Origin of the sequence: Rhodococcus sp. NPDC057529, assembly GCF_042802055.1 — a bacterium.
Classification (GTDB): Bacteria; Actinomycetota; Actinomycetes; order Mycobacteriales; family Mycobacteriaceae; genus Rhodococcus_F.
This window is the reverse complement of sequence record NZ_JBHVEY010000027.1, coordinates 39,857-65,315: the sequence shown is the minus strand read 5'-3', so window position 1 is coordinate 65,315 and position 25,459 is coordinate 39,857. Positions and strand designations below refer to the sequence as shown.

General features: G+C 66.5%; 29 protein-coding genes. 18 read left to right on the top strand and 11 right to left on the bottom strand.

Annotation, left to right across the window (positions count from 1 at the left end; translation table 11 throughout):
• Positions 1-6 precede the first annotated feature (6 nt).
• Positions 7-1,308: a glutamine synthetase gene (locus ACFU5V_RS36295; protein WP_378705451.1), complete on the top strand. Its 1,302-nt coding sequence runs from the start codon at positions 7-9 to the stop codon at positions 1,306-1,308.
• Here ACFU5V_RS36295 and ACFU5V_RS36290 read toward each other — a convergent pair whose 3' ends face one another.
• The gene (locus ACFU5V_RS36290; protein WP_378705448.1) at positions 1,309-2,529 is read right to left on the bottom strand and encodes a fatty acid desaturase family protein; all 1,221 of its coding nucleotides are present in this window, start codon (positions 2,527-2,529) and stop codon (positions 1,309-1,311) included. It lies immediately after the preceding gene.
• A 195-nt stretch (positions 2,530-2,724) separates the two neighbouring features.
• Between ACFU5V_RS36290 and ACFU5V_RS36285 the strand changes: the two genes are divergently transcribed.
• Positions 2,725-3,129 carry a hypothetical protein gene (locus tag ACFU5V_RS36285; protein ID WP_378705547.1) on the top strand — a complete coding sequence of 135 codons (405 nt, stop codon included), beginning with the start codon at positions 2,725-2,727 and terminating at the stop codon, positions 3,127-3,129.
• On the opposite strand, the gene ACFU5V_RS36280 is transcribed toward ACFU5V_RS36285, so the two are convergent.
• Positions 3,072-3,401: a hypothetical protein gene (locus tag ACFU5V_RS36280; RefSeq protein WP_378705446.1), complete on the bottom strand. Its 330-nt coding sequence runs from the start codon at positions 3,399-3,401 to the stop codon at positions 3,072-3,074. The two genes, ACFU5V_RS36285 and ACFU5V_RS36280, sit on opposite strands and share 58 nt — an antisense overlap.
• Before the next feature lie 21 nt (positions 3,402-3,422).
• Between ACFU5V_RS36280 and ACFU5V_RS36275 the strand changes: the two genes are divergently transcribed.
• The 5 genes from ACFU5V_RS36275 (at position 3,423) to ACFU5V_RS36255 (ending at position 7,729) form a co-directional block, all read left to right on the top strand.
• A complete protein-coding gene (locus ACFU5V_RS36275; RefSeq protein ID WP_378705443.1) occupies positions 3,423-5,474 on the top strand; it encodes a hypothetical protein in 2,052 nt (683 codons plus the stop codon).
• Positions 5,475-5,677: 203 nt separating this feature from the next.
• Positions 5,678-6,229 (top strand): hypothetical protein, encoded by a 552-nt coding sequence (locus tag ACFU5V_RS36270; RefSeq protein ID WP_378705440.1) that lies wholly within the window; start codon positions 5,678-5,680, stop codon positions 6,227-6,229.
• Between the two features lie 101 nt (positions 6,230-6,330).
• Positions 6,331-6,810, top strand: a complete 480-nt coding sequence (locus ACFU5V_RS36265; protein ID WP_378705437.1) for a MaoC/PaaZ C-terminal domain-containing protein — start codon at positions 6,331-6,333, stop codon at positions 6,808-6,810.
• A 97-nt stretch (positions 6,811-6,907) separates the two neighbouring features.
• Positions 6,908-7,231 (top strand): hypothetical protein, encoded by a 324-nt coding sequence (locus tag ACFU5V_RS36260; protein ID WP_378430382.1) that lies wholly within the window; start codon positions 6,908-6,910, stop codon positions 7,229-7,231.
• A gap of 165 nt (positions 7,232-7,396) precedes the next feature.
• On the top strand, positions 7,397-7,729 hold the full coding sequence (locus ACFU5V_RS36255) for a hypothetical protein (protein WP_378430383.1): 333 nt from the start codon (positions 7,397-7,399) through the stop codon (positions 7,727-7,729).
• A gap of 51 nt (positions 7,730-7,780) precedes the next feature.
• On the opposite strand, the gene ACFU5V_RS36250 is transcribed toward ACFU5V_RS36255, so the two are convergent.
• Positions 7,781-8,143 (bottom strand): VOC family protein, encoded by a 363-nt coding sequence (locus tag ACFU5V_RS36250; protein WP_378705435.1) that lies wholly within the window; start codon positions 8,141-8,143, stop codon positions 7,781-7,783.
• Between the two features lie 120 nt (positions 8,144-8,263).
• On the opposite strand from ACFU5V_RS36250, the gene ACFU5V_RS36245 reads away from it, so the two are divergent.
• From ACFU5V_RS36245 to ACFU5V_RS36235, 3 genes are all read left to right on the top strand, one after another.
• On the top strand, positions 8,264-9,220 hold the full coding sequence (locus tag ACFU5V_RS36245) for an ADP-ribosylglycohydrolase family protein (RefSeq protein WP_378705433.1): 957 nt from the start codon (positions 8,264-8,266) through the stop codon (positions 9,218-9,220).
• 356 nt (positions 9,221-9,576) lie between these two features.
• Positions 9,577-10,278 carry an alpha/beta fold hydrolase gene (locus ACFU5V_RS36240; RefSeq protein WP_378430386.1) on the top strand — a complete coding sequence of 234 codons (702 nt, stop codon included), beginning with the start codon at positions 9,577-9,579 and terminating at the stop codon, positions 10,276-10,278.
• A 78-nt stretch (positions 10,279-10,356) separates the two neighbouring features.
• Positions 10,357-10,797: an SRPBCC family protein gene (locus tag ACFU5V_RS36235; RefSeq protein WP_378705430.1), complete on the top strand. Its 441-nt coding sequence runs from the start codon at positions 10,357-10,359 to the stop codon at positions 10,795-10,797.
• A 46-nt stretch (positions 10,798-10,843) separates the two neighbouring features.
• On the opposite strand, the gene ACFU5V_RS36230 is transcribed toward ACFU5V_RS36235, so the two are convergent.
• Positions 10,844-12,511, bottom strand: coding sequence for a plasmid pRiA4b ORF-3 family protein (locus ACFU5V_RS36230; protein WP_378705427.1), 1,668 nt, complete (start codon positions 12,509-12,511; stop codon positions 10,844-10,846).
• A 194-nt stretch (positions 12,512-12,705) separates the two neighbouring features.
• On the opposite strand from ACFU5V_RS36230, the gene nhaA reads away from it, so the two are divergent.
• The gene (nhaA, locus tag ACFU5V_RS36225; protein ID WP_378705424.1) at positions 12,706-14,574 is read left to right on the top strand and encodes a Na+/H+ antiporter NhaA; all 1,869 of its coding nucleotides are present in this window, start codon (positions 12,706-12,708) and stop codon (positions 14,572-14,574) included.
• Here the strand turns inward: nhaA and ACFU5V_RS36220 are convergent, their stop codons facing one another.
• Positions 14,575-14,922 carry a GNAT family N-acetyltransferase gene (locus ACFU5V_RS36220; protein ID WP_378705421.1) on the bottom strand — a complete coding sequence of 116 codons (348 nt, stop codon included), beginning with the start codon at positions 14,920-14,922 and terminating at the stop codon, positions 14,575-14,577. It abuts the gene before it with no gap.
• A 95-nt stretch (positions 14,923-15,017) separates the two neighbouring features.
• On the opposite strand from ACFU5V_RS36220, the gene ACFU5V_RS36215 reads away from it, so the two are divergent.
• Positions 15,018-15,914, top strand: coding sequence for an LLM class flavin-dependent oxidoreductase (locus tag ACFU5V_RS36215; protein WP_378705544.1), 897 nt, complete (start codon positions 15,018-15,020; stop codon positions 15,912-15,914).
• Positions 15,915-15,950: 36 nt separating this feature from the next.
• On the opposite strand, the gene ACFU5V_RS36210 is transcribed toward ACFU5V_RS36215, so the two are convergent.
• The gene (locus tag ACFU5V_RS36210; protein ID WP_378705420.1) at positions 15,951-17,129 is read right to left on the bottom strand and encodes a serine/threonine-protein kinase; all 1,179 of its coding nucleotides are present in this window, start codon (positions 17,127-17,129) and stop codon (positions 15,951-15,953) included.
• A gap of 61 nt (positions 17,130-17,190) precedes the next feature.
• On the opposite strand from ACFU5V_RS36210, the gene ACFU5V_RS36205 reads away from it, so the two are divergent.
• From ACFU5V_RS36205 to ACFU5V_RS36190, 4 genes are all read left to right on the top strand, one after another.
• Entirely contained in the window at positions 17,191-18,588 is a 1,398-nt protein-coding gene (locus ACFU5V_RS36205; protein WP_378705417.1) for a plasmid pRiA4b ORF-3 family protein, read from the top strand.
• 221 nt (positions 18,589-18,809) lie between these two features.
• Entirely contained in the window at positions 18,810-19,262 is a 453-nt protein-coding gene (locus ACFU5V_RS36200) for a hypothetical protein (protein ID WP_378705414.1), read from the top strand.
• Positions 19,263-19,299: 37 nt separating this feature from the next.
• Positions 19,300-19,488, top strand: coding sequence for a hypothetical protein (locus tag ACFU5V_RS36195; protein ID WP_378705412.1), 189 nt, complete (start codon positions 19,300-19,302; stop codon positions 19,486-19,488).
• Positions 19,489-19,557: 69 nt separating this feature from the next.
• Positions 19,558-20,601, top strand: a complete 1,044-nt coding sequence (locus ACFU5V_RS36190; RefSeq protein WP_378705409.1) for a DNA polymerase IV — start codon at positions 19,558-19,560, stop codon at positions 20,599-20,601.
• A 39-nt stretch (positions 20,602-20,640) separates the two neighbouring features.
• On the opposite strand, the gene ACFU5V_RS36185 is transcribed toward ACFU5V_RS36190, so the two are convergent.
• On the bottom strand, positions 20,641-21,639 hold the full coding sequence (locus ACFU5V_RS36185; RefSeq protein ID WP_378705406.1) for an MBL fold metallo-hydrolase: 999 nt from the start codon (positions 21,637-21,639) through the stop codon (positions 20,641-20,643).
• 278 nt (positions 21,640-21,917) lie between these two features.
• On the opposite strand from ACFU5V_RS36185, the gene ACFU5V_RS36180 reads away from it, so the two are divergent.
• Complete coding sequence (locus ACFU5V_RS36180) at positions 21,918-22,751, top strand: hypothetical protein (RefSeq protein ID WP_378705403.1); 834 nt, start codon at positions 21,918-21,920, stop codon at positions 22,749-22,751.
• A gap of 101 nt (positions 22,752-22,852) precedes the next feature.
• Here ACFU5V_RS36180 and ACFU5V_RS36175 read toward each other — a convergent pair whose 3' ends face one another.
• Entirely contained in the window at positions 22,853-23,365 is a 513-nt protein-coding gene (locus ACFU5V_RS36175; RefSeq protein WP_378705400.1) for a CarD family transcriptional regulator, read from the bottom strand.
• 112 nt (positions 23,366-23,477) lie between these two features.
• Between ACFU5V_RS36175 and ACFU5V_RS36170 the strand changes: the two genes are divergently transcribed.
• The gene (locus ACFU5V_RS36170; protein ID WP_378705397.1) at positions 23,478-24,113 is read left to right on the top strand and encodes a TetR family transcriptional regulator; all 636 of its coding nucleotides are present in this window, start codon (positions 23,478-23,480) and stop codon (positions 24,111-24,113) included.
• Between the two features lie 25 nt (positions 24,114-24,138).
• Here the strand turns inward: ACFU5V_RS36170 and ACFU5V_RS36165 are convergent, their stop codons facing one another.
• The 3 genes from ACFU5V_RS36165 to ACFU5V_RS36155 form a co-directional block, all read right to left on the bottom strand.
• Positions 24,139-24,549 carry a YjbQ family protein gene (locus ACFU5V_RS36165; RefSeq protein WP_378705394.1) on the bottom strand — a complete coding sequence of 137 codons (411 nt, stop codon included), beginning with the start codon at positions 24,547-24,549 and terminating at the stop codon, positions 24,139-24,141.
• Positions 24,550-24,617: 68 nt separating this feature from the next.
• On the bottom strand, positions 24,618-24,914 hold the full coding sequence (locus ACFU5V_RS36160) for a hypothetical protein (protein ID WP_378705391.1): 297 nt from the start codon (positions 24,912-24,914) through the stop codon (positions 24,618-24,620).
• The gene (locus ACFU5V_RS36155) at positions 24,911-25,258 is read right to left on the bottom strand and encodes a hypothetical protein (RefSeq protein ID WP_378705389.1); all 348 of its coding nucleotides are present in this window, start codon (positions 25,256-25,258) and stop codon (positions 24,911-24,913) included. The genes ACFU5V_RS36160 and ACFU5V_RS36155 overlap by 4 nt, the downstream gene beginning before the upstream one ends.
• Positions 25,259-25,459 lie beyond the last annotated feature (201 nt).

The window sequence follows — 25,459 nt, the reverse complement described above, 5'->3', positions numbered from 1 at the left end:
GCACTGATGCGCGGCGCACAGAACGGCTTCGGCCCCACCGACCGCATCGTCGGCTCGATCGTCGACATGGCCGGGGTCTCCCGGGCGAAGGTGCTGCCCGCGTCGAGACTGTCCGCGTTCGTCGGCGTCGGTGCGGGCGCCTCGCCGAGCTGGAGTGTGTTCTGCATCGACGACCACCTCGCGTTCACGCCGTCCTTCTCCGTGGTGGGCGACCTTCGGCTGCGGATCGACGGCGACGACGTGAGAAACCTGGGCGACGGCACGTACTGGGCGCCGGCGTGCCTCACCGAGCAGGACGGAACGCCGTCGCTCGCCTGCGCCCGGGATGCGCTGCGGCGGGTGACGGCGCGGCTCGCGGAATCCGGGCTGAGCGCGCGCATCGGCCACGAGATCGAGTTCACGCTGTTCGCCGCGGCGACGGCCGAAGAATGGTCCGCGTACGGACTGAACGCCGTTCTCGCACACGACGAATTCTTCGCACGACTGCTCGCCGCGGCAGCGGCTGCCGAACTGCCGATCGAACAGGTCCACGCCGAGGCCGGGCTCAACCAGTTCGAGGTGTCGCTCGCCCCCGCCGATCCCGTCACGGCGGCCGACGACGTGGTGCTGGCCCGCGCATTGATCAGCCGGACCGCGCGCGCCCAGGGTATGCGGGCGTCGTTCTCGCCCATGCCCGTCGCGGGCGGTGCGGGAAACGGCGCCCACCAGCACGTGTCGTTGGCCGAGGACGATCGGCCGATCCTGTCCGGAGGTCCGGGCCCACACGGGCTGACGGCCGCCGGTGGCGCCGCGATCGCCGGGATCCTGCGGGCGCTACCCGAGTTCACGGCGGTTCTCGCCGGATCGGCGCTGTCGCATCTGCGGTTGCGTCCGGGGATGTGGTCGGGGGTGTCGCGCTGTTGGGGGCTGGAGAACCGCGAGGCAGCGGTCCGCCTGTGCGCGGACACCGCCGGGAACCCGCACGGCGCGAACCTCGAGATCAAACCCGTCGACCCTTCCGCGAACCCGTACCTGAGCGGCGCCGCCGTTCTCGGCGCCGCCCACGACGGGATCGCCGGTGCGTTTCCATTACCGGACGAGGTGTCGGTCGACCCGGCGAACCTGGCAGGCGCGCACGCCGTTGACCTCCTCCCGACCCTGCCGTCCGACGTGCTCGGGGCATTCGAATCCTCGGCACTCGCGCGGGACCTGTTCGGTCCGCTGATCGTCGAAGCGCTGGCGGCGGTCAAGCGCTACGAGCACGCCGAGTACCGGGACAAACCGGTCGACGAGGTCGCGCAACGCTTCCGGTACGCGTGGACGTCCTAGTCAGTTACGGATCATCGCCAGCGCCGTGCGCAGCCCGCGCCGTGTACCGGTCGCTGGGTCGACCCCGAACACTTCCTTCATTCCACCCCGGATGCGGAAGCGCAGTTCCGACGCCGTCTCCGGTGCGTCGTCCGCGGACGCCGACAGAAAGCGGTTGGGCAGGGCGAGTTTGAAGATGGTGCGCAGGGTGAGCCCGTACTGGTGGGGGAGTGAACCCGTCGTGTACGGGAGGTCGTACTTGTCGCACAACGCCCGCATCTTCACGCCGATCTCCGCGTAGCGGTTGCTGGGCAGATCCGGGAACGCGTGGTGCTCGATCTGGTAGCAGAGGTTGCCGCTCATGAACGCGAGCACCGGGCCCGCGTGGAAGTTCGCCGAGCCCAGCATCTGACGCAGATACCACTCGGCCCTGGTCTCCTGGTCGAATTCCTCCTCGGTGAATTTCTCGGCACCGTCGGGGAAGTGGCCGCAGAAGATGACACCGTAGGCCCACAGATTCCGGATCACGTTGGCCGTGACGTTCGCCGTGAGAGTGCTCTTCCACGCCGGTCCGGTCAGCGCCGGGAACACCACGTAGTCTTTGCCGACCTGCCGCGCGATCTTCCGGCCCACCTCCTTCGCGTTGCGGAGGGTTTCGGCGCGGTCGTAGTCGCCGCGCCGGATGCTCTCCACGTCCAGGTGGTGCAGCGCGACACCCCACTCGAACAGCAACGCCAGCAGCACGTTGTAGAACGGCTGCGCCAGGTAGACGGGCGACCACTTCTGATCGCGGGTCATCCGCAGAATCCCGTAACCGACGTCGCTGTCGAGTCCCACGATGTTGGTGAACTTGTGGTGCACGTAGTTGTGCGAGTGCTTCCACCCCGAGGAGGGGCACGTGTTGTCCCACTCCCAATTCGACGAGTGGATTTCGGGATCGTTCATCCAATCCCATTGGCCGTGAATGACATTGTGGCCGAGTTCCATGTTCTCGATGATCTTCGCCGCACCCAGCAACGCGGTACCCAGGAGCCACGCCGGTCTTCTCCGGCTGCCGAACAGGACGACCCGGCCCGCAATCGCCAGCGACCGCTGCAGCTTGATCGTCCGGTCGATGTACCGCGCGTCGCGGGCGCCGCGGGACTCCTCGATGTCGGCCCGGATCGCATCGAGTTCCGCGCCCAGCGCCTCCACGTCCGCCTCGGTGAGGTGGCTGTACTCCTTGATATCGGTGATGGCCATCTCGTCTCGATACCCGGTTCGTGCCATTCCCAATCTGTGTACCCGCCGAACCGGTGCACAACCGTGTTGTGGTCATGCGTCCGTGTGGGCGGGGTCCGCTATTCTCTCCACGGTCGCCGAGCGTCTCGGTGGCCGGGGTCCAGGGGTGGACCTCGATGCAGACAACAGGGGGAAAAGTCGATGTCAGAGGGCGATATGACGTGGCCGGACAGTGTCATCGGCTCACTGGACGGCCCAGGTGCGACGCAGCCTCCGCTGGCCAGCATCCCAGGGTTGCCGCCAGTGCTCGGCGGATCGGACGTCACGGTCGTCAAGGTCGACCCCGACATGCTCCGTGCGATGTCCGATTCGCTCGGCGCCATCGCCCGTGAGGTCGAGGCGCTCGGCGGCGGGCGGAGCTTCGACAGCGCGGGCCGGGCCGTCGAGGGGTCCGACACTGCCGCCGCGTGCCGGGACGCCGGCGACATTCTCGCGTCCGCGCTCGGAGTCGCAGCCAGCCGCATCGACGAGATGGCGTTCATCGCGGGTGACGGGGCCGAGAACTACGACGTCACCGACACGACGTTCGCTTCGCAGCTGTCGGCGATGGGAGAGCTGTGATTCCGCGTAGGTCGCAACTGCACGTCTGGAACCCGCAGGACCTGAGGTCGGCGGGCGAGGAAATCGGTCGGACCGCCGAAGACACGCGAAGCCGGGCCGAGGACGTCTATCGGGTCGTCGCGGATCTGGGCCTCCACGACGACTGGCGCGGTCCGTCGCAGGCGGCTGCCGAGCAGCGGGCGAACACCGAGCGGGCGGAAATCCGTCGGCTCGCCGACGATCTGGAGGATCTGTCGACCGCCCTGGTGGGCGGGGCCGATCGCCTCGGTCACGCGCGAGACTATGTCGCCACCGTGGTCGACAAGGCGGCGACCGACGGATTCACCGTCTCCGACGATTGGCAGATCGTCAGTCAGCCGAAGACGATGAGTGAGGCTGAAGCCGCCGAGTACGCCGACGTGATGGAGTACTGGCGCAGCCGGCTCGATGGGGCCCTGACGGAACTCGACAACGCCGATCGGGACATGGCGACGGCGATCCGGGAGGCCCTCGGGGCCGTCGCCGCGAGCGCCCCCGCGTCGTCGGGCCTGTCGGGTCACGAGGGCACCGAGTTGGGCGAGCAGGTCGCGCGGGGCGGTTCCGACATTCCGCAGGACGTCCGTGACCGCGTTACCCGGGAGATCGCCGCCGCCGGGCTCACCCCCGCGCAAGTGAAGACGCTGGCCGACGGCGGCAAGGTCGCCGACGTTCCGCAGGGAACGATGGATTTCCTCCAGCAGTTCTACACTGCGGCCGGCAAGGACGGCTTCCTCGCACTGTCCGAGCAGTACACCGAGAACGGTCGCACGGAGGCCGCGAGCGCGCTGTCCAACGGCCTCGCCGTCGTGTCGAACTACAACGTCGGCAGTGCGGCCGGTGACGTCGGCGGACGGAGTCATATCCCGGAAAGCCTTCGTGGGCTGTTCGAGGGGCCGGTGACGTCGACCGGCAACCTCACGAAGGGTGCGAACGACGCCCCGCAGCCGTCGACGGTCGTCAACAACGGCCACGACCTGGCGCGATTCACCAAGGCGTTCGGACTCGCAGACCCTGCCGTTCAGCAGGGCAGCGAGCTGAGCGAGAATCTCCTCTCCCGTGCCGGCGAGATCGCGTCGGCCACGAACGATAAGAGTCTGCTGATCGGAGACTCCTTCGACCACAACGTTCTGCGCCGCGACGGCGTCGACACACTCCTGCAGGAAATGGTCGGGGTCGGCGGCCGCGATCACGTCGCCGTCCACAACATCCTGTCCGGTGAAGGCATGCCGACCGGTTACAACCGCGACGACGTCATCCTGCCGCTGCTCCAACGCGATTGGGCCGAGGGCGGCGAACAGAACGTCGCCGGGATGTTCGACTGGATCGCCGACGACGCCAGGCCCTCCGAGCCGTCGGACCCCGGAGAGATGTTCCGATCGCGACAAGCCGGTGAATCGGCCTTCGGGCTGGCACAGATCCTCGCCGCCAAAGACGCCGAACTGCTCGACATCCCCGGGATGAAAGGCCAGGCCATCGGCGAGGTGAACCCCGAAATTTCGCAGGCTCTGGGCACATCACTCGCACCCTACATCGGCAACATGGTGGGGGTGCCCGGAGACTTCGCAGGCACTTCCGGCTTCGCCAGCCCGACCGGCGGAGAGTTCGGGCTCGAAAATGCGCCCCGCCTGTTTTCGGTGATCGACTCCAACGCGGATGCGGCGGGCTACTTCAACGCTCAGGCATTCGGAATGTCGGCTCAGCTGGAGCAAGCGTGGGCGTTGGAAGGTCGCACTCCGCAGATGCCGCACTACGAATACGGTTCTTGGGCCGGCAGTATCCAAGGTGTGGTCGACAAGGGGTTCGATCTCGAATTTGCGGACCGCGCAGCGGACGAATCGTCGAATAACACTGCCGGTTTCGAGAGCAAGGGTTTCGCATACGACATGATCCGAACCGTGGTGAGCAAGGGTGTCGAATTCATCCCCGGCGCTGGGCCGATCATTTCTAGCGGAATCGATCTCGCTGATCCGGCTTTCAAGAGTGCGGTTATGGGTGCTGTGCCCGACGGTACAGTCCAGCCGAACACGCAGTTTGCAGAGGATTCGCTTCTTGCAAAGCAGTACTATCAGATTGCGCTCGGTCTTCAAGCGGCGAATGGCGGCTCGCTTGACCCTTATGTCGGTCTCGAGGACTTTCGAGATGGTGTGAACGGCCCGCTGCTGCCGTATGACGAGATTGTCTCTGACCGTCCCAGTTTTACAACCCCGCTGCTTTCTTCGAGCTTGGCTGGATACATTACCGAAGCAGGTTTCACCGGCGTTGGTGAGTTTGTCGACGCGATGAACGCGGGGCGTGAGCAAGTGCAGGACATGGAGTTCGGGCGGTGAGGACTCGGATCTCGACGGTCCTAGCTGCAGTAGTTGTCGGGGTTAGTGCCTGTGGGACCGACGAAGCGACAACGCCGATCGATCCCACGAAAGCAGTTGTCAATGGGTACAGCGTTCCCGAGAACGTCAATTACAATTTTCGGTGGTCGGCAGAGTCCGGTATTGATCTATCGAGCAGACCTGCCGTAGTGGTCCGGGCGTACATGGAGTCGTATTATCTCGCGATTCATGGCCATGCGTTGGCGGCAGGCTACCCAGGTTTCGCTGATGCGACGTCGCAGCAGCGCGACCGGGTCGACTTCGACTATTCGAACGGTTCAGGCCTGGAACGACTCGTCGGTACCCAGTTCGAGCACGTACTGGCGCTCGCACCGACCGAGGATGGGTGGGCCGCCACAGTGTGTTCGGGCAACTATTCCGTAATGGCCGAGAAGGACGATCGATTCTTCAATCTGACGGGCCCGTCCCCGCAGGCCGAAACAGTGAGGATCGTGGCGCCTGAGCAAATGCTGTCGGTCCATTCTGAGTCGCGTGCTGCGAAGGGCGCAGAGCGTGCTCCGTCAGCGGATGTATTCGCTGGTTGGAAGATCGCTGGGCACGAGCAGGCTGCGCGCGATCAGAACGCGTATTCGGAGTGCGACTCGCGGATGCCCGATGCCAGGGATGCGCGACCGCAGAAGGCGAACCTCCCGCACGACGCCCCGTATCCGACGCTTGCTCCGTTTCCGGGCTGGCCGAGGTACGACGAGAACTGACGACCGCATTCCTGCTGCTGCGGGCGGCAGGGCGCCGTCGCCGCGGCCGGCGTGCGGTCATATCCTCGACGGAGTCTCCGTGTTCGTGGAGGCACGAGCGAATGATCGGACGGTTTGTGGTGGACAGCAAGTGTGACGTCGTCTATGCGGACGACCTCGGGGTCGGCGAGCAGTTCGAGCTGGGCTCGTACACGGTGACCGAGGAGGAGGTGCTCGAGTTCGCGGGGCAGTGGGATCCGCAGTCGTTCCACATCGACGGTGAATCCGCAGATGAGGGCTATTTCGGTGGTCTCATCGCGAGTGGGGTGCACACGATCGCGGTGTGCCAGCGGCTGTCGGCGACCACTCTCTACGCCCGCTGGAGTGTCATCGCGGGGAGCCGCATGCGCGACGTCAACTTTCTTCGGCCGGTGCGGCCGGGTGATGTGTTGACCGGGAACCTGCTGATCGAGGACGTGAATCCGGACGGTCGTGGGCGGGCGTTGGTGACCGTCGCGACGGAGATTCTCAACGGGTCGGGCAAGCAGGTGCTGACGTCGGTGACCGAGATGTATGTGCGCTGCCGCCCCGAAACCGACTGATCGTCGAATTTTCTGGACGAAACACCCTCGTCGAGGATTGTTTTCCGGGTTTCTGGGTACCGCACCCGGGGAGGCCATGAAACCAACGGAGGCAATCATGAGAATGGGTAGGAGGGTGGCCGCGGTGGCAGTGTTCGCGGCTTCGATCGGGTTGGGAGCATCCGGTGTCGCGTGGGGCGGCAGTCTCGACTCGGCGGTGCCGGTGCGTCGGCCGGATGTCATTCAGCCGATGCCACCCGGATTCCCGCAGAACGGTCCGATCGGATGCGACGACTGGGCGGAACCGTACGAGAACAACGTCCCGGCGTGGGGCAGTGATCCGTACAACCAGTTCGACAACTGGTGCGACGGTCCCGAGGACGGGCTTTCCGCGCAGCAGCCGCCGGTCAACGACGACCAGGGCCGGACGGTCAATCCCTGATTCGACGGAATCGTTCACGCGAGGCCTGTGCCGTCGTGTGGCTGGGTCGTGAACCGAAACCGACCGTCGGTCGAATTTCATCCACGAAATTCGCGCTTCGAGGATTGTTTACGTTGTCTTTGGGTACAGCCCTTAGGCAGCGTTATTCACCTATGGGAGGCAACGATGAAGGTCGGCATGAGATTGGCTGCGGTCGCTGTGTTCGCGGCCTCGATCGGTTTGGGAACATCCGGTGTCGCCTGGGGTGACGCGCTCGACTCAGTAGCCGTACCCGTGCGGGCGCCCAATAATGTTGCGCCTCTGCCTCCCGGCGTTCCGCCGTACGGCCCGGCGGGTTGTGACGACTGGGCGGAACCGTACGAGAACAACGTCCCGGCGTGGGGTGCCGAACCGTACAACCAGTACGACAATTGGTGCGACGGCCCCGAGGACGGACTGCCGCAACCGGCTACGTACAGCGGTGACGAGGGTGGGGGCGACTCGCCGAACGAGCCGTAACCGATCGATCCGAATCAGCGCGCCCGGGAACCCCGTTCCGGGCGCGCTGATTCAGCTGCCGGAGGGTGGTTGGTGCAGACCGAATGCGGACCCCTGGTCGTCGTGGCACAGCTTGAATCGTCCGAATTTCGCCGCCGATTCCGGATCCTCGCCGAGATCCACCGCATCGATTGTGCCGCCGAGTGCCAGCACGTGCTCGACCGCGGCGTCCAGGTCCGGCACCCGGAAGAAGACGTAGGGGCCGGCGCCCTCGTCGCCGCCGTGGATCCCGCCCGGGACGTTCGGGGTGGTGATCGAATAACCCGATCCGCCGGGTCCGGATTCGAATTCCCAGCCGAACAACGCCGAGTAGAACTTTCGGCCCTGCTCCGTGTTGGCCACACCCAGTTCGAAGAACGACAGTTCGCCCGACATGAGCACTCCTCCGTCGACAATGTTTACGTGACGCTACGCCGACCTGCCGACACGTAGAAGCCTTGCAAGTTGGAGCGGTAATGATCTAACCTTGGAGCAAATTCGATTCAAGGGGGATTTGTGGAGCTGACCGAACGTCAGACCGACCGGGCCGCAGGCGTATTGATCGCCACTGCTGCGGGCGACGCACTCGGGGCGGGATACGAGTTCACCACCCCGGCGGTCGATGCGGTGATCGACATGGTCGGCGGCGGCATGTTCGACTGGGCGCCGGGGGAGTGGACCGACGACACGTCGATGGCCGTCGTCGTCGCGGAGGTGGCAGCGTCGGGAGTGGACATCGGCCGGGGTGATGGGCTGGATGCCGTTGCTGCGCAGTTCGTTCGGTGGATCGATTCGAATCCGCCCGACGTCGGCAATCAGACGCGCGCCGTGCTGTCGGCCCGCGACCGCTCGGCCGCGGCCATGCAGGAGCGGGCGCGCAGCATCACGGGGAGGAAGGGCGGTAACGGTTCGCTGATGCGGACGGCGCCGGTCGCGCTGGCGTATCTCGACGACGCCGAGGCGTGCGCCGAGGCCGCGTTCCAGATCGGCGCCCTCACTCACGACGATCAGCGCGCCGGAGAGGCGTGCCGGCTGTGGTCCCACGCGATCCGGCACGCGGTGCTGTTCGGGACGTTCGACGGGGTCCGGGGATACCTGCAGGTGGCGCCGGCCGAGGTCGGCGAGTACTGGGGACCGCTGCTCGACCGGGCGGAACGCGGCACACCCGCCGACTTCCCGAAGAACGGCTGGGTGGTCCACGCCCTGCAGACGGCGTGGTGGGCGATCAGCGGCGCCGACGATTCAGGGCCGCATCACCTTCGGCTGGCCCTCGAGCGGGCCGTCCGGGCGGGCAACGACACCGACACCACCGCGGCGATCGCGGGTGGGTTGCTCGGTGCCCGGTGGGGTGCGTCGGCGGTCCCGGACCGGTGGCGCCGGATCCTGCACGGCTGGCCGGGATACTCCGCGGACGATCTCGAGCGGCTGGCGATGGCTGCCGTGCGGAGGGGCGAACCGGCCGATCGGCGCTGAGCATGAACGCGATTCGTACGTGAGCGGCACGGTGTGCCGGGGAGCGCGGCGCCACTCACTTATCGGGGTACTGCGTCAGGCCGCCAACTCGTCGGCGATCTCGATGTCGATTTCCTGTTCGGTCATTCCGCCGAAGAGATGGTTGGTGAACATGTCAGCTCGGTTCTCGTCGTGTGTGGTCGTTCCCGGCACGATCGGATCGACTCGTCCGATCTATGGTGTGTATCGCCCCCGGCGGCGCTGCCGTTTCACTCCCACAGGTGAGTGGCAAAGTGTCCTCGGACGCGCATTCCCGCTCACGTAGCGCTTAGGCTCGACTCGACCCGTTCGTGTCCCGGAACAGGAGATGAGTCGAGATGCCCGCAACCTTCGTTCTGCTGCCCGGCGCCGGCTCCGACTCGTGGTACTGGCACCGCGTCGCGCCGATCCTGGAGGGGAGCGGGCACTCGGTGATCGCCGTCGACCTGCCGTACGGGGACGACGACGCGGGCCAGTACGAGTTCGCCGACGTCGTCGTCGATGCGGTCGAGGACGTCGAGGGGGCAATCGTGCTGGTCGCGCAGTCCATGTCCGCGTTCACCGCGGCGATCGTCTGTCAGCGCGGCGAGGTCGACGTCGACCTGCTCGTGCTGGTGGCGCCGATGCTGCCCGCGCCGGGGGAGGCGCCGGGGCGGTGGTGGGAGACCACCGGTCAGCCGGAGGCGAAGCGGGCGTTCGACCTCCTGGAGGGTCGCGACCCGGACGCGCCCGACGACCTGCGGGCGCTGTTCTTCCACGACGTGCCCGACGACGTCACGGAGGAGGCGTTCAGCCACGAAGAGCCGGTCATGTCCGATACTCCGTTCGGGACGGTGTGGCAGGCGGAGGCGTGGCCGTTCGTGAAGACGCGGGTCGTGGCAGGCAGCCGTGATCGGCTGTTCCCGCTCGACTTCATGCAGCGGATCGTCCGGGAGCGGCTGGGCATCGCACCGGAGGTCATCGACTCGGGACATCTCGCGGCACTCGCGCGCCCCGGGGAACTTGCTGCCATGCTGGAGCGCTACGCGTCCGAACTGTAGGTCAGGTGAGTGGCAAAGCGTGCTGGAGGACCCAATGCCACTCACGTAGGCGCACCCGGAAACGAGGAGACTAACTAGATGGCGTTGTCGGTATCAGGCGAGTTCGAGATCGCGGCGAGCCCCGAACAGGTCATGGCCGCGCTGGTGGATGTCGAACGCATCCCCGAGTGGTCGGCGGTGCACAAGAAGGTGGTCGTCGAGTCCCGGTTCGACGACGGACGCCCCCGCACCGTGCGGATGACGCTCGCCGTTCTCGGTGTCTCGGACACTCAGCTCGCCGAGCACAAGTGGATCGGCGACGAGCACATGTCGTGGACGCTTCTCGAGAGCGAGAAGCAGAAGTGCCAGGAAGGGGAGTACCGACTGGTCCCCACCCCGCGCGGGACGTCGGTTCAGCTCACGATGGCGGTGGAACCGAAGGTGTGGGTGCCGAAGTCCGTGCTGCGCCAGGGGCAGAAGCAGGCCGTGCGCCTGATCCGCAAGGGATTTACACAGTTCGTTCTCGAGAACTACGTCTGACTCGGTGTCCGCCCGTGATGCGCGGACACCGACTCGGATGCTCCCTTTACGCGAACAACGTCTCCAAGGCTCTGTTCACCCGGTCTCGATCGAACGATGTCGGATCGAGTTGCTGACCTGGGCGAAGGCCGAGCCACTCCCGGATCTCCGAGTGTTCCTCGTGACGCGGGTCAGCGCTGGCTTCGATCTTGTGAGCCCAGCCCCACGGCCCGCCGGAATCTTCGTAGGGCGCCATGTTGTGTCCATCGAGGCAGAGCGCGGCAGGGGAGTCGGGTGCAGGGTCGTCGACCGATTCGACCTCGATGTGGTGGATCCAGTCGTCACCGAAGTCGTACAGGTAGGTGAGACAGTCGCCGACCGAGCTGAGCAACAAACCGACCGCGACCTCCTCCTCCGGGACGGCAGTACCCACGACATCACGGTGCGCGATGTCGGCGGCGGGAATGAACACTTTGCCGCCCGAGTACGCCGGTCCGGCGGAGAACTCGTGGAGATGAGAGTTTTCCCACCCGAACGCCGACTGGACGATGTCATGGAGAGCGGCGAGCGGAAGTGTGGCGTCGAGTCGAATGCGACGCCAGATTGGAATGTGTGTGCCTTCCAATGAGATCCGCACGGTAACTTGTGAATCCACGACTTCGGAAGATGCAAACTCGGTTTCTGAACTCGCGAGTTGGACGGCATGAAGGACGGCAGGCCGCAGCGCGGCCGGAACTCGGTATGCGCCATCCTTGGTGAGCAACTTCTGTTCCACCAGCGTGTCCAAACGGTCGTAGACGAAGTCATCCATCAGCGATTGCTCGTCGTCGAACGGAACGTCTTCCGGGCTGGCAGTCGGCTCTGCTGTCATCGCCGCCAAGATCACCTGAATCACCACGATATCGGTGAGATGAGTGGGGTCGAGTGGATGACGTTGACCCGTGACGAGTTGCCTGCGGACGTATTCGGTGACAGCCGCCCGAACCAGCGGCAGCGCGCGGGTTGAGCGTTCGGTGATCAGCTCCGCGTTCGGTCCGGGGACCGCCCGCGTGGAGTTGACGGTGATCAGGCCGATCTCTTCCGCGGTTTCCCAATACTCCAGCATTTCGGGTACGTCGCGCATCGAACGGATTTTCCGCGCACGCGGAAACCCGTCGGAGTCGACGGCGAGATCGATACCCAATGCGTGAGCGAGATCCGGAAGTGAGACGGGTTTGGGCACCTTGGTGGAGGTGACGGGCGCGCCCGTGCCGACCCACCCGACCAGTGCGGCAAGGGTCGTGATCACCGGAAGCGAGGCGAGTGCGCGAAGCTCGTCATCTTCGTCCACGGCGGGAAGCGCGATGTCTTCGGGAAGGAGGATGGGTGGTTGCGGCTCGAGGAATTCGACGAGGTCCTCGATGCAATGGATGAGATTGTCCTCGGTGCCGGTCCACAGCTGGTTTTCGTCGAGATAGTTGAGGAAGGTCAGGGCCGAGGCGACGATCGCCATGGCGACGTCCTCGACGTCGTCAGTGGCTTCTGCCGCTACTTGATCGGCGACATCGAGCAGGGTGTGCGCGTCCGCGGGGAGCCAGCCGGTGGCGCGGAATCCGCGGCGGCCGCGTGCGAGGTTGGTGAGTGTCGACTCCACGAGGTGCCCGAAGAGATCCGTATCCACCGGAAGATCGCCCGTGTGCAGCCACTGGACGAAGTTGTCGATGAGCGCCGGGTCGACGGCGGGAGTGGGAAACATCGGCACAGGTGTCGAGCGGTTCCTCCGCTGGCGTGCCTGCTGTTTTGCCGCGCGCTTCTGGCCTGGATTCCTACCCCGCTTCGATCCCATGGCGGGATGATATCGCGGCCGGATCGGGGTTCTCCGGACAGCTGGGCGCCTCGAGCGTCACGGCATTAGGCTGGCCAGCGGTCGAGAAGGTGAGGGAGGACCAGATGACGGTCGAGCAGAGCAGCCCCACCACACTTCGCCGACTGTCGGCGCGGTTGGCCCTGATCCGCGACGACACCGACGACGACAAGTTGTCGGCCGGCTTCCTCCTCGTCGCCACGATCCTCGCGTTGGTGTGGGCCAACATCGGTGATTCGTACGAGTCGTTCTGGCACACCCCGGTGACCATCCAGATCGGCGACTACAGCATCGGTCTCGACCTGAAGCACTGGGTCAACGACGGGTTGATGACGCTGTTCTTCTTCGTCGTCGGGCTGGAGGTGAAACGCGAGCTGACGATCGGCGAGCTCACCGACCGCGCCCGCGCCGCCGTGCCGCTGCTCGCCGCGATCGCGGGGCTCGCGTTGCCCGCCGTCCTGTTCCTGCTCCTCAACCCCACCGGGGCCGAGGCCAGTGCGTGGGGCGTCGTCGTCTCCACCGACACGGCGTTCGTGCTCGGCGCACTCGCCCTCGTCGGACCCCGATGCCCCGCCCGGCTGCGCGTGTTCATCCTGACGCTGGCGGTGGCCGACGACATCGGCGCCCTGGCCATCATCGCCTTCTTCTACACCGACAACCTGCGGCTCGGACCGCTGCTCCTCGGGTGCGTCGGGCTGCTGCTGATCCTCAAGCTGCGCAAGCTCGAGGTGTGGCGGGGCGTGGTCTACTTCGTCGTCGCGGCCGGCACGTGGGTCGCGTTCTACGAGTCGGGCGTCCACCCCACCCTTGCCGGTGTGCTGATCGCGCTGATCCTGCCCGTGTATCCGCCGCGGCGCAGCGAGGTGGAGCGGGCAGGTGAGCTCACAAGGGCGTTCCGGCAGTCACCGAACTCCGACTACGCCCGCGCCGCACAGCTCGGGGTGCTGCGGGCGGTGTCCGTCAACGAACGGCTGCTGCGCTTCTACCAGCCCTACACCGCGTTCCTCGTCGTCCCGATCTTCGCGCTCGCCAATGCCGGCGTGGTCATCACCGGGCAGACATTGACGGACGCGGCCCGGTCTCCGCTGGCGTGGGGCATCGTGCTCGGCCTGGTGGTCGGCAAGCTCGTCGGCATCACCGCGGCCACCGCGTTGTTCTCGAAGCTGCGGCCCGGCAGTCTGCCGCCCGGGCTGAGTCTGTCGCAGATCGCCGGCGGCAGCGCGCTGGCCGGCATCGGTTTCACGATCTCGCTGTTCATCGTCGACCTGGCCATCGACTCGCCCGAACTGGCCAACGACGCCCGGGTAGGCGTCCTGACGGCGGCCGTCATCGCCACCGTCCTCGGGTGGGCGCTGTTCCGGATCTCGGATTGGGTGCACCCGCCGACGGAGGCGGCCGGACTCACCCTGCTCCGGTCCGTCGCCACCGGCCGCGATCACGTGCGCGGGCCGGTGGATGCGCCGCTCACCCTCGTCGAGTACGGCGATTTCGAATGCCCGTTCTGCAGCAAGGCCACCGGCAGCATCCGGGACGTGCGGGCCCATTTCGGGGACGAACTCCGCTACGTCTTCCGGCATCTCCCGCTCGACGCCGTCCATCCGCACGCCCGGTTCGCCGCCCAGGCAAGTGAGGCGGCGGCCGCCCAGGGCCGGTTCTGGGAGATGCACGACCACCTGTTCGCGAACAGCGACGCCCTCGCCGAGGACGAGATCTTCGGTTACGCGACCGAGTTGGGGCTCGACATGGACCGGTTCGAGGACGACATCCGCAAAGGCACGTACGGTCACCGCGTCGACGACGACGAACTCGACGCCGAGTCGAGCGATTTCCGGGGGACCCCCACGTTCTACCTCGGTTCGACGGGCGCCGACCTCACCCGGCACAGCGGGCCGTACGACGCCGCGACCCTCATCCGGCAGCTCGAGGAGGCGCGCGGCGCCGACGGCGCACCCTGATCAGCGCTGCCGGTGCCGCACCGCCTCGATCGCGTCCGGGGTGACCGGGTCGACGTCGACGGCGAAGTCGTCGTGCTTCTCGAGGTAGCGGGCGACGAACGGGCAGATCGGCACGATCCGCTTGCCGCCCCCGACGGTCTCCGTCAGCGCGCTGCGGATCAGGATGCTGGCCAGGCCACGGCCCGCGAACTGATCGCCGATCTCGGTGTGGAAGAAGATCCGCTGATTCTCGTGGTCCAGGTATTCGGTGAACCCGGCCAGCTCGTCACCGACACGGATTTCGAAGCGGTGGTGTTCGGGCGCGTCCCGGACGTCGGGTGCGGGAGCGTCTTTCGTGTCGTCTGTCATGAACCCACTATGCCGCGCGACGAACCGGATGTTCCCAGCGGCCACGGTGTTGGATGATCGAAGGGGAACACAGCGATCCGAGAAGGGACGCCACCATGACCGACTACGGCAGGACCCCGCAGTTCGGGGTGTTCGTCACCCCGACGGTGGAGTTGCTGGCCAACACGTTCGAACTCGCCGCGCTCGCCGACGACACCGGACTCGACCTGATCGGCGTTCAAGATCACCCGTACCAGGCGAGATTCCTCGACTGCTGGTCGCTGATGGGCATGCTGCTGGCGCGGACCGAGCGGGTGCGGGTGTTTCCCGACGTCGCGTGCCTGCCCCTTCGACCGCCGTCGGTGATGGCGAAGGCCGCGGCCAGCCTGGATGTCATGTCGGGAGGCCGGTTCGAACTGGCGTTGGGTGCGGGCGCGTTCTGGGAGGCGATCGGGGCGATGGGTGGTGACGTCCGCACGCCAGGGCAGGCCGCGACCGCACTGCGGGAGGCCGTGCAGGTCATCCGCCTGATGTGGTCGGGTGAGCGGGCCGTCCGATCGGAGGGCACGCACTACCGCCTCGACGGCGTGCATCCCGGGCCCGCCCCGGCACACCCGATGGGCATCTGGCTCGGCGTTGGCGGCCCACGGTTGCTGCATGCGCTGGGGCGCTCCGCCGACGGGTGGGTGCCGTCGAGTTCCTATTTCCCGCCGGAGGTTCTGCCGGGCATGCACGCGAAGATCGACGCGGGTGCCGCGGACGCCGGCCGCGACCCGGCGTCGATCGTGCGCGTCTACAACGTGTTCGGGCGGGTGAGCGACACACGGTCGGACACGCTGTTCCACGGCACCGCCGAGCAATGGGTGAGTCAACTGACGGACCTCGTGGTGGAGACGGGAATGGACACATTCGTCTTCGGCACCGACGGCGACGACCTCGACCAGGTCAGGAAGTTCGCGACCGGCGTCGCGCCCGCGGTCCGGGCCGCGGTGGACGAGCGTCGCGGCTCCTGATGGGCGCACGCCCCGACCGCGGCAACGCCGATCAGGTCAGTTGCCGTCCTTGTCTTTGTCCTTGTCCTTGGTCTTGCCGTTCCCGTTGTTGCCGTTGCTGTTTCCCGGGCCGGTCTTCGGGGCGTCGGCCGGAGGGGCCGGTGCGACGGGTTCGACGTCGACGGTTGTGCCGCTCGGGGGAGACACCGGCGCCGGGGGCGGGGCGACGGCGGTGGTGCTCGGGCCGGGACCGACGGTGCCGTTCTGATTCTGCGACGCGATGGCCAGTGCCGCCACGGCGGCGGCCACCAGCAGAGCGACGACGGCGGCGATGATCACGCCGGTCCTCCCGGGTCGCCGACGCTCGGGTGCCGGCGGAGGAACGGATGTGGTGGGCGTGTATGCCCTCGTCGGCGGCGGGTGTGCGACGGGCGTTCCGAGAACGGCGGCCCGCATCGACCGGGCGTCGGCGTGCCGCTGCCGCGGATCGCGGGACATCGCCCGTTCGATCGTGTGCACGAGGTTCGGATCGGCGTCCGGACGCACCACCTGGAGGGGTCGGGCCGCCCCGTCGGTGATGGCCCGGGCGAGCGACAGGATGTTGTCGCCGGCGAACGGCCGGTGCCCGGCGAGGGCCTCGTAGCCGACGACGCCGACCGCGTAGAGATCGTCGGCGGTCGTGGCGGGTGTGCCGAGGATGCGGTCCGGGCTGAGATAGGCCACGGTGCCCAGCACCTGTCCCGTCGCCGTGTGGTCGGACGCCGCGCTCTTCGCGATGCCGAAGTCGGTGACCTTCACCGTGCCCGACGCGGTGAACAGCACGTTCCCCGGTTTGATGTCGCGGTGCAGGATCCCGGCACCGTGCGCGGCGCCGACGGCGGCGAGCACGTCGGCGAGGATCGACCGCACCCGCGCGTCGGGTACGGGTCCGGCGGCGATCTCGTCGGCGAGGGTTCGCCCGGGCAGGCGTTCCATCACGATGTAGGCCACTCCCGCGTCCTCGCCGCAGTCGTGCACCGCGACCACGTTCGGGTGGTTCAACGTCGCGGCCAGCCGGGCCTCGGCCTCGAACCGCCGGCGGGTGTCGGGGACGGACGCGAGTTCGGGGCGCAGCACCTTGATCGCGACCGGGCGCTTGAGGCGCAGGTCCCACCCGTCGTGGACGTCGGCCATCCCGCCCCGGCCCAGCACTCCCCGCAGTTGGTATCGACCTGCGAGAAGTGGGGACACGGACATGCCTTCACGCTATCGTCACCACTTGTGCCGGACACTTCTGCCTCCCGCCTACCATGACGCCATGACCGCTTCGGGTAAACGCCGACACCTGTCCGTCGTTCCTGACGTGCCGGTGATCGTCCGGCCGTCCGAACGGCGGGGCCGACACCGTGTCGCGGGCTACCACCTGCGTATCGAACTCGACGAGGTGTCGCCGCCGATCTGGCGCCAGTTCGTGGTGCCGTCGAACCTGCGCCTGCACGAGTTGCATCCGATCGTGCAGACGATCATGGGCTGGCAGGACAGCCACCTGCATTCGTGGGTCGGCGGTGAGCCGCCCGCGTCGGAGCGCTACGACATGCGCGAGAGCATCGACGAGGGTTTCGCCGACGAAGACGACGAGTTGTGCGAGGACGCGGTGCGGCTCGATCAGGTGCTCGCCGAACCGGGGGAGCAGCTGTCCTATCTGTACGACTTCGGCGACGGCTGGGAGCACACGATCGTGCTCGAACGGATCGACGCCGACGCCTCGGAGCCGACCGTCACCTGCCTCGCCGGCGCCCGCGCCTGCCCGCCCGAGGATTGCGGCGGGCCGGGCGGATACGACGACCTGCTGAAGGTCCTGGCGACGCCGTCGCACCCCGGTCATCACGACGCCGGGGCGTGGGTGGGGCCGGGTTTCGCACCCGAATCGTTCGGCGTCGACACCGTGAACCGGGGCCTGCGGCTCGAAGCCGTCATTCGTGATCACCCGCCGGTGTCGGATTCGAAGTTCGCCGCACTGCTGCGCCGGATCCCCCATCAGGCTGCCCCGCACGTCTTTTCGCTTCTCGAGCGCGCGCACCTCACCGACCGGCTGGGCGACATCCGTGAAGCGCAGGAAGCGGCGACGTTCCACCTGCGGTGGTTCCTGAACCGCATCGGTCCCGACGGCATCACCCTGACCCAGGCGGGGTACCTGCCACCGGCCGTCGTGGCGGAGATGCGGCAGGAACTACCGGGCTTCGACGACTGGCCCGCCACCAGCAACCGCGAGTCGGATCAGCGGCCGGTCCACCTGCTCCGTGAATACGCCAAAGCCCTCGGACTGGCGCGAAAGTACAAGGGCAAACTGATTCGGACCAAACTCGGCTCCGCGACGGCGAGCGATGCGGGCCGGCTGTGGGCACACCTACTCGACCGGCTGCCCCTGGCGGACGAGCCCATCGAGCGGGAGGCCGGATACCTCGTGCTCCTCACCCTCGCCGCCGGCACCACGTCGGTCGAACGCCGCGACGTGATCGCCGAAGGACTCGCCGCCCTCGGCTGGCAGACGAGCGACGGCACGGTCGTCGGCCGGGAAGAAGTGTTCTGGCTCGCCCGCCCCACGATCTCGTTCCTCGAACTCACCGGCGCCATGGTCAAGGGCTGGGTCCAGCGCGACCAGCCGATGGACCCCGTCTGGGGCCGCCTCTTCGCCCAGATGGTGCTGTCGATGTAGGTGGGTGACGGGCCCGATTGTTGTCCCGAGAGTCGAACATGCAGCGGGGCAGTCGCATTCGACCCATGTTTCTTGCGGTGAGTCGGTTGCGTGAGCGACACCCGCCGAAGCGGAGCGCGTTCAGGCCACACGTGTCGTGACCTTCTGCTTTGATACGACGCAAGGGAGGCTTCCGAAGAGCCCCTGTCGTGGTTGGTCGCGAGCAAGGGAAGGTGATGGGGATGGTCGATTCCACCGAGTTGCCCGAGGTTTCGTGGGCGGGGATGGTCGAGTGGTTGACGGGTTCGCTGGTCGATCAACCCGTCGCGCTCATCGTCGAGATCGGCCCGAACAGTTACGTCAGTGAGGACGACGACCAGGAAGTCGTCTGCGCGCAGATTCAGGTTCTGGCCGGCGGTGTGTTGATGCTCCGTCGATCACGCGTCGAACTCGGGCACCTGCTGCTCGCCGACTATTCCACCGAGAACCTGCCACTCGACATCTGGCAGTTCGACGGCCACTTCGAAGACTGTACCGACGGCTATCTCTTCAGCCGCGACGTCAACCTGATCGCGAACACCTGCGTGGCCTGGTTCCGGGACAATTGGGGCACCCGGTCCACCAGTGAACTCGGATGCTCCTATCGGTTCCCCGACGAATTGCTACCGCCCACCGACGGCACCGATGTATTCTGAACTCTTCGCTTCGCGCGGAGTCACCATCGGAGGCGGCATGCCTACCCACCACCCCTCACGTACCTATCGCGGTTGCGCGCTCTGCTCTCCGCGCAAGCGGCGCGGCATCGGTGTCGCAGCCCGCGAGACCATCCCGACGCTCCGCAAGCTCGGCAAGTCACGCAGGCTCAACCGCCGCGACCTCGGTGATCACGCCGACGACCTGCAGGAACGCAACGAACGGTGACCGTGGCCCCGTCCGGGAACTCCGCAGATTCCGGGGTTCCCGGACGAATGGGTCGGGCACACTGGTCTCATGAGCACTCCGCCGCGTCGCCGGTGGGTGCTGCATGTCGATCTTGACCAGTTCATCGCCGCGGTCGAGGTGCTGCGGCACCCCGAGCTGCGGGGACGTCCCGTCGTCGTGGGAGGTCGTGGGGATCCGACCGAGCGCGCGGTGGTGTCGACGGCGTCGTACGAGGCACGGGAATTCGGTGTCGGGTCCGGGATGCCGATGCGGATCGCGGCACGGAAGATTCCCGACGCCGTATTCCTCCCTGTCGATGCCGAGGCGTACATGGAGGTATCGGGCGTCGTGATGGACACCCTGCGGAAGCTGGACGCAGTCGTCGAGGTGATGGGCTGGGACGAAGCGTTTCTCGGTGTCGAGACCGATGATCCGGAGGCGTTCGCCCGAACCATCCACGACGCCGTCCTCGAAGCAACAGGGCTGCACTGTTCAGTCGGTATCGGCGACAACAAGTTACGGGCCAAGATCGCGACGGACTTCGGCAAACCGCAGGGCATCTACCGGCTCACCGAGGAGAACTGGTTCGCCGTCATGGGGGAGCGCCCCACCGATGCGCTGTGGGGGATCGGTAAGAAGACCTCGAAAAAGCTTGCCGCGCTCGGTATCAATACGGTGCGCGAACTCGCCGACGCCTCGGATCAGGAGTTGGCCGCGACGCTCGGTCCGACCATGGGCCCGTGGTACGCGAGGATCGGTCGCGGAATCGATCTCTCCCCGGTGTCCGCGGAACCGTGGGTGGCGCGGTCGCACAGCCGGGAGACGACGTTTCAGCAGAACCTCGCCGGCCGAGAGGCCGTCACCGAGGAGATCCGACGCCTCGCCGCCCGGGTCCGGGAGGACATCCTCGCGGAGAACCGCAAGGCGGTGCGAGTGGCGTTGAAGGTGCGCTACGCCCCGTTCGACACCCACACGACGAGCAAGCCGCTACCCGAGCCGACGTTCGATCCGGACGTGATCGCCGACGCGGCAGCAGCATTGGTCGATCGGCTCGACCACGAGCGCGAAGTCCGTCTCCTCGGCGTGCGATTGGAGATGACCCCACCCACGTGAGTGGCAAAGCGTCCTCGCGCACGCTTTGCCACTCACGTGTCAGCGGCGGGCGAAGACGGCGGGTTCGCTGTCGGGAACCTGGGCGACGAGGTCGCGGGCGACGAGGTGCCGAAGGTGAGCCGCTGCCTCGGACAGCGCCATGCCCTTGCCCATGGGGGAGATGTCGGCCCACGGCTTGTACCACTTCATGCGCTCGGCTACCTGCCACACGGTGATTCTGTCGTCGCCGAAAGCCTTGTACAGGTGGTCGAGTCGCTCTTCGTGGTGCTCGATGAGTTCGCCGGCGCGGCCCGCGACGTCGTCGATGGGGATGCCGTGCGCGCCGAGACCCCGAGTGATGTTCATGGTCTGGACGCGGCGCAGCGAGTCCATGAACTCGGCGAGGGCGTCGCGTTCCTCGAGCGGATAGACGAAGTTGCCGACGTGCGGCGTCGTCTTCTGCAGGACGTGGTCGCCGGTGAACATCACGTCGGCGTCTTCCAGATAGAAGCAGATGTGGCCAGGAGTGTGGCCCGGGGTGTAGACGGCGCGCAGGCCGCGACCGGTGAGCGCGATGAGTTCGTCGTCGACCAGGACACGGTCGGGTGCCGAATCGGGACCCGTCGGCGGCTTCCCCGCCGCGGACTTCTCGAACGCCTCGAGGTCCGCCGGGGCGGCGCCGGCCCGTGTCATGTTGGCCTTCTGATACTCCAGCCACTGCGGATCGTGGCTCGTCGACATGTGCGCGAACATCTCGTGATCGGATTCGTGCATCGCAATCCACGCCCCGGAGGCCTCCCGGACGCGACCGCACAGACCTGTGTGGTCGGGGTGGAAGTGAGTGAGGACGACGCCTTCCACGTCCTTCACCGAGTGCCCGATGGCCTCGAGTCCGGAGGTGAGGCCTGCCCACGCGTTGTCGTCGTCCCAGCCGGCGTCGACGAGGATCAGGCCGCCGGGGGATTCCATCGCATACACCAGGGTGTGTCCGAGGGGGTTGTCGGTGATCGGCACCGGAATCTGGAAGATCCCGTCACCGATGGGCGCTGCGTCGCTCATGTGCATACCTCGTTGCCTAGAGGAACAAATTAGTTCTACTTACCTTCATAGTGACCTTTCGACGCGGATTGCGATACCGCGGGTCCCGATTAGCGGTATGCCATGCCCGTGAACTGGTGCTTTTGTGCGAAAGCCGACCCGGAGACCGTAATACCCACTGGAAGCCGGACGCTGTGGAATGCTCCACTCGGACCAGCTTTCACATGCTCGCGTTGCGACAGGAGACTGCTTTGACCGCAAATCTCGTTCGATCACGCCGCCGGTGGTACACAACCGGAATGTGTGGACTCGCCGTAGTCGGTGCCTCGGGGCTGCTCGCCCCCAGCCTGGCGGTTGCCGCGCCGACCGCGCTGCCTGCCGGTTGTGTGCAAGGCACCGGAACCCAGGTGACCTGCACGTTCACCTCGACCGGCAGTGCGCAGTCGTTCACGGTCCCCGAAGGCATTACCAGTCTGGCGGTGACGGCAACGGGCGGACGTGGTGGAAACGGTGGTCAGAACCTCGGCGGCGCCGCGGCGGTCGTAACCGGGCGGCTGACGGTCGCCGCCGGTGACGCGCTGTATATCCAGGTCGGCGGGAACGGCGGTGACGGCACCGGGCAGGCCGGATACAACGGCGGCGGAGCCGGTGGTGCCGGTGCCGGCGGGGGAGGCGGGGCGTCCGACGTTCGCACCGGCTCAGGTGAGCTGACGGATCGCCAGATCGTCGCGGCAGGCGGCGGCGGTGCGGGCGACACGTACATCGGTGGCGCAGGGAACCTGACCCCGAGTGGACCCGACGGCCAAGCGGGCGGCGGCGGAGGAGGCGGCGGCGGTGCGACCGGGGTCGCGGGTGGCGTCGGAGGCAACGGTGGCAGTGACCCGCACGGTTCGCCGGGTGAAGCCGGAATCGGAGGCGTCGCTGCAGGCGCGAGCGGCGGCGGTGGCGGCGGCTGGTTCGGAGGCGGTGGCGGCGCCGACAACTACGGCGGTGGCGGAGGTGGTGGTGGCTCGTCCTACGCGCCGGGCGGGACCTTCGCCGCCGCTGCGGCGGACGCGGCACCCACCGTCATCATCACCTACGGGCAGGGCTCGGGAACCGGCTCGCTCGGAAATCTGTTCGGCAGCAGCTGATCTCAGGATCTGTGCTGGAGATGTGGTAGGTCGCAAGTCGACTCGACGACATCGGCGGCAGCCCGGAACTCTCGTCCGGGCTGCCGCCGATTTTCGTGTCGTCAGACTGCAGCGACCGCCGCGGGAGAGTCGGCGGATTCGTAGATCGCTTCGATGCGGCGCCGAGTCTCGTCCGGGTCGGACTTCATCGCGAGGACGAGTTCGGAAATGACGAGCTGCATCGCGTGCTCGAGCTGCCGCTTCTCGCCGGCCGACAGGGGCTTTTCCTGTGAACGGGTCATCAGGTCGCGGATGACTTCGCTCACCGTGAAGATTCCGCCCACGGTCAGTTTTTCCTGATTGGCCTTGAACCGACGAGACCAGTTGGACGGGTCGTCGACCGTCGGCCCGCGCAGGATGTCGAAGACTCGACCGACTTCATCGTTGTTGATCGCGTTCCGAACGCCGATGGCCTCGGCTTTCGCGACAGGGATCTCGATGGACAGCCCGGTCTGTGCGACTTCGAACTGCACGTAATCAGTGGGTAGATCGTTGAACATCCGGGTCGTGAGCTTTGTGACTGTCACGGACCCATGGTGCGGGTACAGGAAAATGTCACCGATATTGAGATTCATTGATTACCTACCCTTCGCATACATTGTGACACACGCTGCCATGTTGACAACGGATGTCCGGATGTGAACGATCAGCCCCGTGGGGTTCTCCTACCGATAGCGAAGGCCGTTGATGACCAGATCTGAAGTGTTCCCCGTGCCGTCTGACCTGCCCGGCGGCCCGTTGGGGCTGCGGGAGCGGCGACGTGAGCAGACGAACGTGGAGATCAGTGAGACATCCCTCACACTGTTCGAGCGCAAGGGTGTCGAGGCCACCACCGTCGGGGAGATCGCGAACGCAGCGGGCGTGTCTCAGCGCACGTTCTTCCGATACTTCGCCACGAAGGAAGAGGCCGCGCTCCGCGACCACTGGGCCTTCGAGTCGGTCGTGGCATCACGGCTCGACCAACTCGACGCGACCCTCTCTCCGAGGCGCGCGTTGGAGACGTCCTTCGCGGACGCATTGGCGATGTACGCGGACAGCTCGTCCCCACGTTGCCGGCGACTGCTGCGGGTGAACAGGCTCATCAAGAAGGAACCGGCGCTGCGTGCTGTGCTGGCGCGCGAGAGTGTGCGGCGGACGGCGGCCCTGGTCGATGCGGTGTCGAAGAGATTCGACTGCTCCGACCTACAGATTCGCCTGGCGGTCGACGTGTCGGTCGCCGTGCTCCGGGCGGCGTTGGAAACGTGGGTGGATCGGTCATCCAGCGATGAAACGGCGAGCCTCCCCGAGATCTATTCCTCGGCACTGGAACTCGCGCGCGCGTGATCGGACGCGTCCCGCCGGTGCCGACTCAGCCGGCGAGGAAGCTGAACCGGACGTGCCGCACCGGGTTGTCGACATTGGTGTCGACGAGGCACACGGACTGCCAGGTGCCCGTCGCGAGCGAGCCGTCGAAGACGGGCACGGACGCGTAGGGCGGCAAAAATGCCGGCAGCACGTGGTCGCGGCCGTGTCCGTGGCTGCCGTGGCGGTGAATCCACCGGTCGTCGCGGGGGAGCACGTCGTCGATCGCGCGCAGGAGGTCGTCGTCGCTCCCGGCTCCGGTCTCGATGACGACGAGTCCTGCCGTGGCGTGCGGCACCCAGACATGCAGCAAGCCATCGCCGGCGCCGGCCGACGCGAGGAACTTCTCGATCTCGCGGGTCAGGTCGTACACCACTGGCTCAGCGCCGGTGCGCACCTCGATCTCGGTACTGAACATGGTCCCGACGGTAGCGCGATCGCGCGTGACAATCGATCGATGCGTATGCGGCCTGGTGTGTGTCGGTGCTACCCGAAGACTGCACCGACAATGTGACCTATCCCTGCCACGATCGGAACCGCCAGCAACGCGCAGAGCGGCGTCAACAACCCGATGAGCACTCCACACGCGATGCGCCGATAGACCTGTCCGACAATGAAGAACGCAACCATTGTGACAAGGGCGAGCATGAGAGCGACCCATGCCCAGGCCGGGGTGCCCGACTCGGTCGAGGGATTCACGATTCCGATGACAACGAGCACGACGGTAGTCGCCATGGAAAGGTAGGTGGCGGCACCGAACCAACTGTCAGTCTTCTCGGTCACGGAGCCACCGCGTACTTCGCATCGATGTTGATCGCGAAGTGGATTGCGGCGAATTCCACGCTCACTAACGCAGCAGTGACAATTCCCAGTGCAAGTCCACGCCGGGCCGCCGATCCGCTCGCGAACAGCGCGACCGCAACCAGAATGCTGATGACGGCTTCGGTCCCGACGGCGGCCAACTCGACAGAAACGTCGGCGGGGTCGCCGGGGAGTAGTGCATCCACCAGTGGAGCGACAACAAAGAATCCCGCGACGACCAATGAGAGCCATGCTGGAGTGCCAAGCGTTGCCGCTTTCCAATAGCCGGGGCCGGTTGTCGCGGCTCTTCTCGGCACATTTGTCATCTTTTGACCCGTCTCCTGGGCACTTCACGCACGGCGGCCAGTTGGCTGGTACGGCACGTCGCGTCGATAGCGCCGACTTCCCCTCACTCCAATGCTATTTGGATCCCCCCGATCTGAATCCGCACGGCCGCGAGAAGTGTATTTCAAACCCCTCGCAGTGTCGGCAGCGGCATACAAAGTCCAGGACGCGGGGATGCGTGA